Here is a 15,473-nt window from a genome sequence, read left to right on the forward strand (position 1 = left end):
CCTATTCCACTTTAATCAAGATGGCGTCACCCTGTGCTGCCCCACTGCAGATCGCCGCGATGCCTAAGCCGCCGCCGCGTCTCTTCAGCTCATAGGCGAGGTGCATGATAATGCGTGCTCCACTCGCTCCGATCGGGTGTCCGAGCGCGATCGCTCCCCCGTTTACATTTACCTTCTCGTCGTCCCATCCGACGATTTTGCCGCTCGTCAGCGTCACCGCCGCAAATGCCTCGTTTACCTCAAACAAGTCAATCTGATCGAGGGAGATACCCGTTTTTTCCAGCAGCTTATTGATCGCAAGTCCCGGGGTTGTCGCAATGTACGGTGCCTCTGCCCCTACTTGCGCATGTCCCAGAATCGTTGCGAGAGGCGTGATCCCCAGCTCCGCGGCCTTCACATCTGACATCAGCACCATCGCTGCCGCTCCATCATTGATTCCGGGAGCATTGCCCGCTGTGATCGTTCCGTCTTTTTTATAAACAGGAGGCAGCTTGGCCAAGCCTTCCAGTGTCGTATCCAGGCGTGGTCCTTCGTCTGTTGTGACTTGCAGCGGCTCCCCTTTTCTTTGCGGAATGGAAACGGGTACAATCTCATCATCAAAAAGTCCGGTTGCGACCGCCTTTGCAGCACGTTGTTGACTGCGCAGCGCCCACTCATCCTGGGCCTCGCGGGGGATCCCATATTCTTCGGCCACATTGCTGCCGTGAATCGCCATCGGCACTTGATCAAATGGACAAGTAAGTCCGTCATACATCATCAAATCGCGGACCGTTGCATCTCCCATTCGCATGCCGTAGCGCGCATCCGGTAGCGCATAAGGGACGTTGCTCATGCTTTCCATCCCGCCAGCGACGATGATCTCGCCATCACCTGCACGAATGATCTGATCGCCCATCGTTACTGCACGCATCCCGGAGGCGCATACCTTGTTGATCGTCTCACTCGCTACGTCCCAAGGCACTCCGGCTTTTCGGGCAGCCTGACGGGAAGGCACCTGGCCTGCACCTGCCTGCACAACCATCCCCATGATGACTTCATCTACCTGATCGCCAGACACACCCGCGCGCTCCAAAGCCTCTTTGATCACGACCGCGCCCAAATCCACAGCAGACAAAGCTTTCAATGCCCCTCCAAACTTGCCGAACGGGGTACGTGCTGCCCCCACAATCACTGTCTTCATCGAATGACCCTCCATTCCGCTTCAGAATAGCTTATCAACGAAAATTAAATTGATCGAGCGTTCGCTCATTTTTGTATATCTTCATTTTGCCGTCTTGTTTTCGATTAGTCAATGAATTACGAAAAAAAGAACAGCCTGACTTTTCCTGATCGTCAGGCTGTTGGCTCTTGTGAGACTAAATGGCGTCAGCCAAAATCTCTGCGACGTCACGCGTTTTTACGTGATCTTCCTGTTCTTTGGTTTTAATACCGTCATTCATCATCGTCAGGCAGTATGGGCACGCACTGGCGATAGCGGTCGGATTGACCTCCAAAGCCTGCTCGGTGCGCGTCACGTTGACACGGGAGCCTTCGTGCTCTTCCATCCACATCAAGCCGCCACCCGCTCCACAACACATGCTGTCGCAGCCGCTGCGCTTCATTTCCACTACTTCTACTCCCGGAATGGCTTCCAGAATCACACGCGGTTTGTCGTAGATCTCATTGTAGCGTCCCAAATAGCAGGAGTCATGGTAGGTAATGCGCTCGTTTACTTCCTTCGACGGCTTCAGACGGCCTTCTTTCACCCACTGCGCCAACAGCTCAGAGTGGTGATATACCTCAGCAGTCAGGCCGAATTCTGGATATTCGTTCTTAAACGTATTGTACGCGTGTGGATCACACGTAACGATCTTTTTGACCTCGTAGCCTTCGAACAACGCGATATTTTCCTGAGCGAGCTGTTGGAACAAAAATTCGTTCCCGATCCGGCGTGCGGTATCGCCTGAGTTCTTTTCCTCGTTGCCGAGAATCGCAAACTTGACGCCTGCTTCGTGCATGAGTTTGACAAAGGCTTGGGAGATTTTTTGGCTGCGCAGGTCAAAAGATCCCATGGAACCGACCCAGAACAAATACTCGAACTCTTCTGCTTGTTTTACTGTCGGCACTTCGTATTGACCGTTCAGACCTTCAATCCATTTCACGCGGTCTTTGCGGTTGATTCCCCATGGGTTGCCCTGACGCTCAATGTTGTTCAGTGCACGCTGTGCTTCTTGTGGCATGCTTCCCTCAGTCATAACCAAATAACGGCGCATGTCGATAATTTTGTCCACGTGCTCATTCATTACCGGGCATTGGTCTTCACAGTTACGACAGGTCGTACAAGCCCACAGCTCTTGCTCTGTAATAACATCCCCGATTAGGTTTTTATCGTAGACAGACGCTGATATACCCTCAGCAGTCGCAGCCACCTCAGACGATTGCAGCGCGATCTGATTGGCAGTCGTCTGTGCAAAAGCAAAGTTTGGCATCCATGGTGTGCGGGAAGTAACGGATGCTCCCTTTTCCGTCAGGTGATCACGCATCTTGGTGATCAAATCCATCGGAGAAAGCATTTTCCCTGTACCCGAGGCTGGGCACATATTCGTGCAGCGTCCGCACTCCACACAAGCGTACAGGTCAATCAGTTGCGTTTGTGTAAAATCCTCGATCTTGCCGACACCGAATACTTCTTGCGTCTCATCCTCAAAATTAATGCTTGTGAGCTTGCCTGGCGGGTCCAGCTTTTTAAACCATACATTGACTGGCGCAAACAGCAAGTGAGCGTGCTTGGACTGCGGTACATAAACGGCGAATGCCAAAAGAATGATCAGATGCGCCCACCAAAATACGTAAAAGAGTGCAGCAGCCGCAGCAGAACCAATGCCAATCGAGGAGAAAATAATAGCCAGCAATGACGATATCGGAGCAAAGCCCGAAGGCTCATGACCGAGCCAGATTTGCTCAAATGCGAGAGAGAGAAGAACGGTTGCCATCAGGGAAGAGATAAGAAGAAGAACGATTCCTGATTTGAATCCCCGCTTCAAACGCTTGAGCTTTTCGATATAACGGCGGTAAAAAGCGTAGCCTACTGCGGTTAAAATGAGAAAGAGCGTAATCTCCTGCATGACGCTAAAATACTTGTGAGCGCTGCCAAATGGAAGCTCAAAGCCTTTGGAAAGCCCTTTGATCACAAGCTCGATCGCACCGAACTGCAAAATGATGAAACCGTAAAACATGACGACGTGCATGACGCCGCTTTTTTTATCCTTCAACAGCTTTTTGTGGAAAATGACGTTATCCAAAAGCAGGTTAATACGTACGCCAAAATCATCTTTCACATCCGGCTTTTTCCCCAGCTTGATGAATAAGTACCGACTGTACACGACATGTCCTGCCAGATACAGCCCGTAGGCGAGAACTAGGAAAAAAGCGATCAGATTAATAAGTGCCAGCATGGTTTCTTCTCCCCCTCTATACGAGTTGTCTTTAATCTTTAGTGATATTTTATCAGAATCGGAAAAATAAATGAATGACTATTCAGTCTGAAATATTTATTTTTTGAAAAATGAAATAAAACTGAACGATCGCTCATAATTACTACACAATGATCTTATCACACAAAAAGCGGATCAACCATCCTCTATAAAGAGATGGAAAAATTCTTACAATAAGAAAACCTCTATCGAGGCCTTTTCCAGGATGAGCGACCGCGTTTTCGCGGAAGGTTATTCTTGCTGAATCAGGAAGCAGGTACGAGATGCTTATACTTTCTGATTCAGTAAAAAAAGGAAAACTCCCTCTGGAAATGGGCCGTGCTTTGGTGGAGGAGAGAAAAAAGAAGAAAACGCCCCAAGTTCTTGGGCTACCTGCTGGGGGTCATCCCTGCCCAGCTCCATGAAAAAAGGGAAACCCGCGTCCAAAGCAGCCGGTTCAAGATGGATCTCAGGGGTGGACGCTAAAGGCAGGTTTCTCTTTTTCCATTCCACTTCGGAGGGTATCCCAAAGACTTTCGCTTATTTCTTCTTTTTTCTCTCACCAGCTTGGGTGTTTGGTCCATCTAACAAACACCACGCTCATGTTCTGCTGCGTAGTCGCTTCGAGGAATGAGCTTACAAGATCAAGAAAGCATGGGATAAAACAAAGCTGTCCACAGGAAACAGGAGAAATAAGCGAAGATCTTTGGGATACCTACCGAGGCGGAGTGAAAAAACGAAACACGCTTTTAAGCGTCCACCTCTGAGAGACTCCTTGGAGGCGGCTGCTTTGGACGCGGTTTCGTTTTTTTCACGGAGTCGGGCCGTGAATCTCCTATGCAGGTAGCCCAAGAAGCTGGAGCGTTTTCTCCTGTTTCCTGCCCACCACTATGGTTGGATCAATGTGCCCTTTATCCATCTATCTATCATGAAAACCTCTATCGAGGCCTTTTCCAGGATGAGCGACCGCGTTTTCGCGGAAGGTTATTCTTGCTGAATCAGGAAGCAGGTACGAAATGCTTATACTTTCTGATTCAGTGAAGAAACAGCCACCTAATATCCGGTGGCTGCTTTTGTGCTTCTTATTTTCCAGATGCTTCTTTTGGGGTCGCATCCACTTGTTCTTTTTTGACTTTTTGCTCTAGACGAACATCTGCCAGGGATTTGACCTTAGTCGCCTTGATCCGCTTGTTGCGTGGCAGATCTGTTGGCTCAAGATTGTCTGCTTCGTCCTGCATGAGAGCGGCGATACCGACTGCTTTTCCTTTTGCTGCTTTGCAGTATTCGCAGTTTTCCTCGTCGTGCTCATGGTATTGCTTCGGCTCTGGATAGGAGGTAATGACACCCTCAAAGTTGCGCAGAACCACTTTATCGGACGCTTGCGAAATGATGTAGTTCGGGCTGACCGGAATTTTTCCGCCGCCGTGTGGAGCATCGACAACGAAAGTCGGTACTGCATAACCAGAGGTATGGCCGCGCAGATGCTCCATGATTTCGATCCCTTTGCTGACAGGCGCGCGGAAGTGGCCAATCCCTTCAGACAGGTCGCACTGATAAATATAGTATGGACGGACACGAATTTTAACCAGGTCCTGAACCAGCTTTTTCATCGTATTGGCGCAGTCATTGATACCAGCCAGGATAACAGCCTGGTTTCCGAGCGGTACACCAGCATTCGCCAGCATTTCGCAAGCCAGCTTCGCTTCTGGTGTAATTTCTTTCGGATGGTTGAAGTGTGTATTCAGCCACACAGGATGATATTTTTTCAAGATGTTGCACAGGTTTTCTGTAATGCGCTGCGGGAATACGACTGGTGCACGTGTACCGATACGGATAATTTCTACGTGCGGGATATCGCGCAGACTGCTGATGATATATTCCAGAACACGGTCATTAATCAACAGACCGTCGCCACCGGAGAGCAATACGTCACGCACTTCTGGTGAATTGCGGATGTAATCGATACAGGCATCCAGCTGCTTCTTAGGCACACCCATGCCGATCTGACCAGAAAAGCGGCGGCGCGTGCAATAGCGGCAATACATCGAGCATTGGTTGGTAACTAGGAAAAGAACACGGTCTGGATAACGATGAGTAAGTCCAGGTACTGGTGAATCGGTATCCTCATGCAGTGGGTCTTCCATGTCGTATTTGGTACGAACCATTTCAGAGGACAATGGCACAGACTGCATGCGAACCGGATCAGTAGGATCATCTGGATCCATCAAATTGGCATAGTACGGCGTAATATTCAGGGGAATGGTCTGCGTGGAGATACGCACGCCCTCTTCCTCTTCTGGTGTCAGGTTAATTACCTGCTTCAGATCATCTACCGTTTTAATGGTGTGGGTAAGCTGCCACATCCAATCATTCCATTGTTCGTCCGTTACATCCTTCCAAAGATCAATTGTACGCCAGTCACGTTTTGTCGCTACCGTCATCTGCACTCACATCTCCTCTCAAAATAGTGAAGCTCATGCGTTTCACTCGCCAATAAAGAGATGCAAGGGTCGTGCCAACCAAATCGAAACATTTAGAAAATAAGGAATAGAGCGTTTTGTAAGCGTCTTAACCATTTGATCGCGTTTTGTTCCTGCCGAATTTTCGGCATTCAACAGGGAGGGATCGTCCGTTGCGAGAGCTTATACTGCAGCGTCTGCCTGGGGATTCCCAAAAGCTTTGCTGCGCGCAGCACATTTCCATCGGTTGTTTTCATGGCCTCCCCAATCATTTTCTCTTCCAGTTCTCGCAGCATATCGGGCAAGGTTCGCCCCTCTTGCGCCTGCAGCATTACCGCTAGACCAGCCGAATTTTGATCCACAGAGACCTCTGCCAGATTACGCTCCAACAGATGAGGGGGTAAATGCTCCAAATCAATTGTATCTGCCTCTACCATGTTCATGGCCGCTTCCACCACATGCTCCAGCTCTCGTACATTGCCTGGCCAGTCATAGTTGGCAAACAAGCGCGCCACCTCGGCACTAATCCCGCGAACATTCATCCCGAATTGCCGGTTAAACTTTTCCAGAAAATGCTCTACCAAAAGATCAACATCCTCCTTACGCTGACGCAGCGGCGGCAACTCAAAGGAAACAACATTGATCCGATAATACAAGTCGGTGCGCATCAGACCACGCTGAACGAGTGATTGAGGCACTTCATTGACTGCAGCGATGACCCTCACGTCTACTCTCGTCGACTGACTGCCGCCGATGCGCCTGATTTGTCCGTCCTGCAAAACGCGTAGCAGCTTCGCCTGCAAATCAAGAGGCATACTATTTAGCTCATCTAAAAACAAAGTGCCACCATCCGCAAGTTCAAACAAGCCCGGGCGATCATCTGCACCGGTGAAGCTGCCTTTTGTTGTTCCGAAAAGCAGGCTTTCCAATAGAGAGGCAGGGAGAGCGGCACAGTTTTGTGCGATAAACGGCATCGTGCTGCGTGCAGAAGCCTGGTGAATCGATTGAACGAATAGCTCCTTTCCCGTCCCGGTCTCTCCATAAATCAGAACGGGTGAGGTCGTGCGGGCTGCTCGACGTGCCCGCTCTTTTACAAGCTTCATTTTTTCACTATTCGTTAAAATATCTTCAAAATGAAACGATACATCATCAACTGCACGCTTCGTCCGCTTCGGCTTGCTGATCTTCGCCTGCAAATCTACCAATCGCTCCGACAGCGCTTTTAGCTTTCCAATGTCTTTGGCTACCTCAACGGCACCAACCAGTCTTTTTCCAACTCGCACTGGCAGCGTCGTATTGATCGTCTCGACGCGCATTCCCTTCCAGTTCTTGTACGTCTGTGTCTGGTTGTAAATGGACTCCCCGCTGTCAATGACACGGAGCAGGGTACTCGATTGCCGGTCTAAAGAAGGAAAAACCTCCAAGAGAGGCCTTCCCAATACCTCGTCTGATGTTACTCCATCGAGCTTTGCTGCCACATGATTATAAAAAATGGTGATCCCATCGGCATCTACGACATGAATTCCCTCGTCAATAGCTCCCAGTATGGCCTGTAACATTTCTACCGTATCTGACAACGGCATCCTGACTTTCACTCCCCTCTCCGATGCTGCCAAAAAACCATCACCGTGCCGAATATTCGGCAAAATCAGCTTTGTTCGCTACACTTCCTCTATCGATAACGCCCGACTTGAATCGTAAGCATAATCGTAAACAGTAAATGCCCCGATACCCAAATAAGAAAAGCAAGCCAGGACATGGCCGTATTACTCAGCAGACTAAACGGCAAGAAGGCCACAGCAAAACCGAGCATCCAAAGTGAGAGATACTTGAACGAACTCGTGCCCGGCTCCCGCGGATAAAAATGCATCAGGAAAAACGCAAGGATGACACTGATTACGAGATGAATCAATAATTCTACAATGGATGGCAGATTTTCCATGCCAGGTACATAACTGACGTCAATCAACACCGGAAACGTGTTGGTGTCAAACAATCCATCTCCAAGCGCCAAAAACGCTGCCAAGCCCAGACCCGCGATAAGTCCGTTTACGAGTACAAACATCATACTTCTTCCCCCTTCCACATCCAGCCGCGAGTACTCCTATTGTAAGTGTAAAAAACCGCCCTTGCCAAGGGCGGCTTATTTTCCTAGCTCTATGGACAGCTCATGCTCACCTGCATATTGTTCGTTCATCCATAACTGGTAGGCAATTTCCACCGCCACCGGATTCTCTTCCTCATAGCGGATTCGCAGCTTGTTCGTATATGTCTCCATTGCAAACGGGCCATAGGGACTTTGGTATGAGGATTGGGTACTCATCCCTTTTTCAAATTGCTGTCTGGTAGAAACGCCGCCTTGGCGAATCAGTGTAATCGCTTGATTGGTCAGCTTGAGTGTCGTGCTGACCTCGCCTACCCCTTCCATCTGCTCCTTGTAGGTCACATACCAGGCGGTTGCCTTTTGCACGCATTTCCCCTCATAGCTATGGGTTGTCTCATCCCATTCACCCTCGACACGATGTCTCGCGGTCAATTTGATTTGCACATCTTGCATAACCATCTCCACACTCCACTTTTTTCTCTACTGCCGATCCCAGCTTTTTATCCGTTCATTGTACGATCAACGCTCGTCGGTTGCAACCGCCGCCTGCGCTTCTGCGTCAGCCAGCAAATACCGCATCGTGGCAGCTACACCCAATGCAGCGAGCAAAAGTAACCCCGAAAGCACGAGATAGCCCGTGCCCGCACCCGTGTAGTCGATCATGAGTGTAAACAATCCGATCAGTACGAGTCGCATCATCATCCCGATTGAGTTGAAAAAGCTCATGACACGCCCCATAAATTGCTTGGGCACGACCATCATATAAAGCGATTGGCGAATCAGCCGGACCGACGCATTACACCAGCCATAGACCATATAAGCGGCAATCATCGCCCAGCCATATGGGAGGGCAACCATAGCAACAATCACGATCGCAAACAATAAGGTGTTTCCCAGCATGGCTGGCATTTGCCCCATTTTTCGTACTACCAGAGAAACCAAGATCCCAGCGCCCACTGCTCCGAGCGCATACGCCATTTCCCCGAGAGAAAAGGTCGATACATCTGCCTGGAGCGTCTGACTGACGTATACCGGCTTCAGCAGGTTACTGGCCATAACGGCAATGAATGGCATCAAAGCCGAAATCCCAAAAACGAGGAAGCCTTTCTTTTCCTGGATATACCGCCAGCTTTGCACGAGCTGTCCCACCCAGGATACGCCCTGATTCAGCTTAGCTTCACGCTCAAGGGTAAATGTGTACTTCATAGTGGACAACAGACAAAATGCAAACAAATATGTAAGGGCATTAAACAAAATGACCACATGCAATCCGTATGAGCTGAGCAAGATCCCTGACACCCCGCCGGCTAAAACGGTAGCTGTCTGACCTTCAATTTCCAAAAGACTGTTGATATCATTGTAATGCTTTGGCTGAAAGGTCTCCTGAACCAGCGCCGATTGGGCCGGATAGTGAATCTGGTACATAAATGTTGTCACGAGGTAAATGACAATCAGCATCCACTCCGCGTAATCACCAAAAAAGCCCCAAATCGCAAGTGAGCAAAGCACACTAAAACCGATCAGGTTTTCCACGAGCAGCATTTTTTTTCGGGAATAACGGTCAATCAGCGTCCCGATATAAGGCCCAATAAAAAACATCAGAACAGCTGAAGTAAACATCGTTGAGCCGAGCAGCTGCGCAGAACCTGTTGTTTCTACCAGATACCAAGCGATCCCGATCATCGTCATGCCTTGACCAAAACCGGAGAAGAGATTGGAGAAAAACAATTTTCGAAATTCGGCGTGAGCAAAAACCTCTCTCATGGAAAACAACTCCCCTGGAATCCTTAGAAAACATTAGAAACATTCTTTCAAAATTGTAGCTTAATAATAATACTTTGTAAATTAAAATGTTTACTAAAAGACGGAGGGCAGCTTCTCTGCGCTCGGCGTAAGAACAAAAAGCCCCCGGTTCTCTTACAAAACCGGAGGCTGTAGCGCGTTGCTGATTATTTTACAAAGCTGAGAAGCAGTTCACGAACGATTTTGGATGCGACGATCTGTGTCATCTCACTATGATCATATACTGGCGCTACTTCCACCAAGTCACAGCCAATAACGTTTGCACCGTTGTTTGCCATGAAGTGAATGGTATCCAAGAGCTCACGGGAGGTGATGCCGCCGGCTTCTGTTGTGCCTGTTCCAGGTGCATGGGCAGGGTCCAGTACGTCGATGTCGATGGACAGATAGATCGGGCGATTACCAATTGTCGGCAATACCTGCTTCACTGGCTCAAACACATCGTATTTATACAGGTGCATGTTTTCTTTTGCCCACTCGAACTCTTCTCTCATTCCGCTGCGAATGCCGAATGAATAGACGTTTTTGCCGCCAATCAGGTTGCACACCTTTTTAATGGGCGTGGAGTGGGAATATTGGTATCCCTCATAGTTGTCACGCAGGTCAGTATGCGCGTCAAAGTGGAATACGACCATGTCCTTGTATTTCTCATAAACCGCTTGGAATACAGGCCAGGAAACCAGATGCTCGCCGCCCAGTCCCAGTGGAAACTTGCCGTCTTCCAGAACTTTTGCTACGAAGGTACGAATGGCTTCCAAGCTGCCTTCCACATTTCCAAAAGGAAGCGGAATATCGCCAGCGTCAAAGTACTTGATGTCTTCCAGCAGCCTGTCCAAATAAGGGCTGTACTCTTCCAGACCAATGGATACTTCACGGATACGAGTAGGGCCAAAACGCGAACCCGGACGGAAGCTTACCGTCCAGTCCATCGGCATACCATAAATGACAGCTTGGCTCTCTTCGTAGTTTCCGTGACTACGGATGAAGACATTACCGGAATATGCTTCGTCAAAACGCATGTTGGTTTCGTCCTCTCCCAATTAGTCGCGAGTCAGCTCAGCCACAAAGTTTGGCAGTTTAAAAGCTGCGTGGTGAACTTCCGCATTGTAGTATTTTGTGTTCAGATCTTTGATTTTCATTGTATCTACTTCCAACGGATCATGCTGCTTGGAAGCAATGGTGAAGCTCCACAGTCCGGATGGGTAAGTAGGGATGCTGCAAGTATAGAGACGGGTAACCGGGAAAATTGATTTCAAGTCTTTGAATACGCGCTTGATCAGCTCGCGGTTGAACCACGGAGATTCTGTTTGTGCTACCATGATCCCATCTGGTTTCAATGCATCATGAATTCCTTGATAGAATCCTTTTTCAAACAGACCCACTGCAGGTCCTACTGGCTCAGTGGAGTCAACCATGATCACGTCATACTCGCCTTTGTGGTCATGGATATGCTTGATACCATCAATCACTTGTACATCTACACGCGGGTTGCCAGTCAGAGCACTCGCAATGTCCGGGAAGTATTTTTTGCATGATTCAATTACGCCACCGTCGATTTCAGCCAAAACAGCCTTTTCCACAGATGCATGCTTCACGATTTCACGAATGGCACCGCCATCGCCGCCGCCAACCACGAGAACCTTTTTCGGATTCGGGTGTGTATTGAGGGCTACGTGAGAAATCATCTCATGGTAAACAAACTCGTCGACATCGGTGGTCATAACCATGCCATCGAGTACTAACATGCGACCAAACTGCTTGGTAGTAATGACGTCGATTTGTTGAAACTCGGACTTTTCACTGTATAGGGTATCCGTAATTTTTGTTGTAATGCCGTGATTTTCCGTTTGTTTCTCGGTGTACCACAATTCCATATTCATGGTTATGTAACCTCCTTCAAGTAACCGCATGAAAATACCATATAACAAGAAAATTATAGTGGCTGTCCACTAAAATGCAAGGTTTTTTTCTGGGGCAAGGCAAGTTTATCCAGCTTACAAGTAACCCATACTAGAAATAACCTGTGTCTTAGTATGTCCCGATTTGTTGATTCAATCGGAAGAAAGGAGGGTAGGACAATGGAAGTGATTCGTGAGGCTTCTATACTTCGTTATCTGCGCTGGGCCAAGAAATTTGTAAAATTGTTCATACTCAGCCTATTATGCTTATCATTCGCTATTTTGTTGTTGATTTTGTACTTGCGTTCGCAGCCGCTCCCAGAAACGTTTGTCAAACAGACTACAACGATCTACGCCTCCACTGGAGACGTACTGGACACCATGCATCGTGGTGAAAATCGAATTTTAGTGCCCATTCAAGAGATTTCCCCTTCCCTTATCGATGCAACGATTGCTATCGAGGATCGTTCGTTTCGCGAACATTACGGCTTTGACTGGAAGCGTTTAGCCATGGCAGCCTACGTCGATGTCATCAACATGGACATGCGTCAAGGGGCCAGTACCATTACCCAACAGTTGGCTCGCAATCTATATCTTAGCCTAGACAAAACGTGGGAACGAAAAATCAAGGAAGCGTTATTATCCATCCAGTTGGAGCTTAATTATAGTAAAGATGAAATTCTTGAAATGTATATGAACCAGATTTACTACGGCCATTCCGCATACGGCGCCCAAGCAGCCGCTCAAACTTATTTTGGCAAGAACGCCAAAGACTTGAGCATCGCTGAAAGTGCTCTCTTGGCCGGAATTCCAAAAGGACCGTCGTACTATTCACCCTTCAATGATTTTGAAAGGGCGAAGTCACGGCAAAAGTTGATTCTGGATGCTATGGAGCGGGATGGCATGATTTCGTCCAAGCAGGCAGATCAGGCTTATGCCGAACCGATCAAGCTCAAAGAGAGTACGGCCGAGGATTTGACCGAACAAGCACCGTACTTCCGCGATTACATTGCCAACCTCGTGAAAAATAAGTACGGGATTGATGAAGAGCTGTTTATACACGGGGGCTTGAAAATCCATACCACACTGGATCCTGTGATGCAAAAGAAAGCGGAGAATATCGTCGCTTCTGTCTTGCCCAAGGATTCGCCGAATTTGCAAGCCGCATTAATCGCAATGGACCCTGCTACCGGTTACATCAAAGCCATGGTGGGCGGACGAGATTACAAGACGAGTCAGTATAACCGCGTGCTAGGGAAACGGCAGCCTGGTTCGTCCTTCAAACCGATTATGTATTTAGCCGCCTTGCAGAACGGGTATACACCGCTTACCTTGATGAAAAGTGAGCCGACTGTTTTTACCTACGACAACAACAAGCAATACATCCCCAGCAACTTCGGCGGACGTTATGCCAATGCCATGATCAATATGCGTGAGGCAATCAAGACCTCCGACAATATCTATGCGGTCAAAACCATTGATTTCCTGGGACCACAAAAAGTAGTAGATGAAGCAAAAAGTCTAGGGATTACCAGCAATCTGCAAGCCGTTCCCTCGCTAGCTTTGGGAACCTCCCCTGTCTCTCCATTGGAGCTGAATGCAGCCTATGCCACTATCGTAAACAAGGGAGAAGCTGTCAAGCCGATTGCCATTACTTCTATCGAGGACAATCAGGGAAATATCCTGGTTGAGGAAAAACCGGAAAAGACCCGTGTAGCTGATCCTGTTGCCTCCGCACTGTTGGTAAATTTGATGCAAAGCGTCTTTGAACGAGGTGGCACTGGTTTTCGGGTCGCGAATGAATTAAATCGACCTGTCGCCGGAAAGACAGGGTCTACCGACTATGATGCTTGGCTAAGTGGCTTTACGCCACAGTTGGTTTCTACCGTATGGGTAGGATACGACAAAAATCAAAAAGTGGACGACGTAAAAGAAGGCTATCTTTCCAAAAGAATCTGGGCACAATTTATGGAAAGCGCTTTGAAGGGACAGCCTCCTGCCCTTTTTGACATGCCAGCCGGTGTCATCTCTGTGTATATTGATCCTGAATCAGGCAAGCTTGCTACCGAGCATTGCCCGGCCCCCCAATTGTTCTACTTTGCCAGCGGAACGGAGCCACAAGAATATTGTACGGATCACTTGCCTGACAACGAAACACCTACACCTCTAAAGCCACCTGATTCATCGACCTTCTGGCAGAGAATGGGCAGCTGGTGGAATTCAAACGAATAGCAAAAAAAACAGGGACGTGTGCAGCAGACACGTCCCTGTTTAAACGAATAGGATTTTTTTATTGTAGCGACTGATTTTCTCCGCCGCCAATAACATGATCGCCGTCAGCAAAGACGTGGTCGTTGACGATACTGATCAGGCCCGCTTTGTTAAGCTCATCCAACACTTCAAACAAGCTTTCCCGTTTTCCGGCAGGGAGCTTGCGAATAAAGTTGTTAATTTCTACAGGATTCACGTGCGAGCGGAAATGGACGCCGCCGTACTTTACAAAATGATCATTGTCTACTTCCTGTGCACGGGGATCTTCGTTCAATGGGTACCGCCCCTTCCGTCAAACAGTTTGGCTCAAGCCCCATTAGTTTTTACGTGAAGCTAGGAAAGCATAACCTGAAAAAATAGCCTAAAATACGTGTGGCAGGCAAGCAAGACAAACGCAAACAGGGAAAGAGTGACGGCTCTTTCCCTGTTTGTTGACCCAGTGTACATGTACACAGATATGAAAACAAGTTTACCTGACTTCAATACTGGTAACAATTGATTTCACCATTTGTTCACATACCGTTCACGATTTCCAAGTTTAGGCTAAACTTTGCTTTAATTCCTCAGTAGAATTTTCAAACATAGTTGCGTTGTTTTCGATCAAAAGCTTTTTCAAAGCTGCTTTTTCCTTTTCGCCGAGATCAGACAGCATAATGCGACGTTTCATGGAGTAATCCATGCGATTTACGTGGTCCGCCAAAACTTTGTAGCCTCGACGCGCTTCGCGATCGACCTCCATGTAGCAAGCAGTTGCCCCAGCATAATAAGGGCCCGCTTCATTGCGGTCAACCGTAACCCAAACCAGCCAGTACGGCTTGCCATTTGGCACTTCTTCCTTGTTCATCGTCCATTTGATGCCTTTTTCTACTGCACTTTTGGCATGCAGGGCACCCATATCAATATAAGCTTCGTCACCGTCGATAATGACCGAGGAGACAGCATTCAGGTCCAGAACGCCTTGACCAAAGCCACCGTGAACATCTGTCTTGCCACTCATAATCGTAAAGCCGCCTTTTTTATTATCAAAAATATCCATGCTATACACCCTCCAGACAATCGTTCTCCTTTCTATATTCTACTCGCAAACCAACAGCGACGCAATTTTCCTATGTGCCCAGTTATTTGTCGGCAGGCTGCTGGTCCCTTTTCTTTCGATAACGTTTCCACATTTTATCGAAAATCCATAGAATCAAGGTCAATAAGAGGGCAGTATGAACAGCCATCGCCGCTTTAATAATGAGTAAAGCTCCCAGCATCGTATTGGATGGAACGACAATCATATAGTACAAAAAGCTTATTAGGAAAGTGACGCCCAATGTGATCCAAAAACGGAACCCCAGGATTGCACGCAAGTATCCCCCAACAAGCAAACCGATAAGTGGTCCGCCAAGCTCTATCGAATACACAAAGGGACCCAGAAACAACCAGACAAACAAGTTATCCATGTGTATGTTCCTTTCCTAGTCAATTGACACTCCCACCCCTAAAG

13 protein-coding genes are annotated in these 15,473 nt (G+C 48.2%); 1 reads left to right on the plus strand and 12 read right to left on the minus strand.

The window, feature by feature from the left end:
• Nucleotide 1 precedes the first annotated feature (1 nt).
• From ACIFQN_RS04635 to speE, 9 genes are all read right to left on the minus strand, one after another.
• Nucleotides 2-1,180 (minus strand): acetyl-CoA C-acetyltransferase, encoded by a 1,179-nt coding sequence (locus ACIFQN_RS04635; protein WP_429831871.1) that lies wholly within the window; start codon nt 1,178-1,180, stop codon nt 2-4.
• A gap of 175 nt (nt 1,181-1,355) precedes the next feature.
• Nucleotides 1,356-3,434 carry a (Fe-S)-binding protein gene (locus ACIFQN_RS04640; protein ID WP_429831872.1) on the minus strand — a complete coding sequence of 693 codons (2,079 nt, stop codon included), beginning with the start codon at nt 3,432-3,434 and terminating at the stop codon, nt 1,356-1,358.
• 1,100 nt (nt 3,435-4,534) lie between these two features.
• The gene (ablA, locus tag ACIFQN_RS04645) at nt 4,535-5,893 is read right to left on the minus strand and encodes a lysine 2,3-aminomutase (RefSeq protein ID WP_429831873.1); all 1,359 of its coding nucleotides are present in this window, start codon (nt 5,891-5,893) and stop codon (nt 4,535-4,537) included.
• A 170-nt stretch (nt 5,894-6,063) separates the two neighbouring features.
• Nucleotides 6,064-7,494, minus strand: a complete 1,431-nt coding sequence (locus ACIFQN_RS04650) for a sigma-54 interaction domain-containing protein (protein WP_429831874.1) — start codon at nt 7,492-7,494, stop codon at nt 6,064-6,066.
• 89 nt (nt 7,495-7,583) lie between these two features.
• On the minus strand, nt 7,584-7,979 hold the full coding sequence (locus ACIFQN_RS04655; RefSeq protein WP_429831875.1) for a hypothetical protein: 396 nt from the start codon (nt 7,977-7,979) through the stop codon (nt 7,584-7,586).
• 75 nt (nt 7,980-8,054) lie between these two features.
• Complete coding sequence (locus ACIFQN_RS04660; protein WP_429831876.1) at nt 8,055-8,474, minus strand: DUF1934 domain-containing protein; 420 nt, start codon at nt 8,472-8,474, stop codon at nt 8,055-8,057.
• Between the two features lie 60 nt (nt 8,475-8,534).
• Nucleotides 8,535-9,779 (minus strand): MFS transporter, encoded by a 1,245-nt coding sequence (locus ACIFQN_RS04665; RefSeq protein WP_429831877.1) that lies wholly within the window; start codon nt 9,777-9,779, stop codon nt 8,535-8,537.
• A gap of 185 nt (nt 9,780-9,964) precedes the next feature.
• The gene (gene speB / locus ACIFQN_RS04670; RefSeq protein WP_429831878.1) at nt 9,965-10,834 is read right to left on the minus strand and encodes an agmatinase; all 870 of its coding nucleotides are present in this window, start codon (nt 10,832-10,834) and stop codon (nt 9,965-9,967) included.
• A 21-nt stretch (nt 10,835-10,855) separates the two neighbouring features.
• Nucleotides 10,856-11,689: a polyamine aminopropyltransferase gene (gene speE, locus ACIFQN_RS04675; RefSeq protein ID WP_429831884.1), complete on the minus strand. Its 834-nt coding sequence runs from the start codon at nt 11,687-11,689 to the stop codon at nt 10,856-10,858.
• Between the two features lie 204 nt (nt 11,690-11,893).
• Here speE and ACIFQN_RS04680 point away from each other — a divergent pair, with 204 nt between their 5' ends.
• Nucleotides 11,894-13,945, plus strand: a complete 2,052-nt coding sequence (locus ACIFQN_RS04680) for a transglycosylase domain-containing protein (protein WP_429831879.1) — start codon at nt 11,894-11,896, stop codon at nt 13,943-13,945.
• A 58-nt stretch (nt 13,946-14,003) separates the two neighbouring features.
• On the opposite strand, the gene ACIFQN_RS04685 is transcribed toward ACIFQN_RS04680, so the two are convergent.
• From ACIFQN_RS04685 to ACIFQN_RS04695, 3 genes are all read right to left on the minus strand, one after another.
• A complete protein-coding gene (locus ACIFQN_RS04685) occupies nt 14,004-14,258 on the minus strand; it encodes a hypothetical protein (protein ID WP_429831880.1) in 255 nt (84 codons plus the stop codon).
• 264 nt (nt 14,259-14,522) lie between these two features.
• A complete protein-coding gene (locus ACIFQN_RS04690) occupies nt 14,523-15,020 on the minus strand; it encodes a YwhD family protein (RefSeq protein ID WP_429831881.1) in 498 nt (165 codons plus the stop codon).
• An 82-nt stretch (nt 15,021-15,102) separates the two neighbouring features.
• Nucleotides 15,103-15,429 (minus strand): hypothetical protein, encoded by a 327-nt coding sequence (locus ACIFQN_RS04695; RefSeq protein ID WP_429831882.1) that lies wholly within the window; start codon nt 15,427-15,429, stop codon nt 15,103-15,105.
• Between the last annotated feature and the right edge of the window lie 44 nt (nt 15,430-15,473).

The sequence above is a fragment of the Brevibacillus sp. NRS-1366 genome (assembly GCF_050467985.1).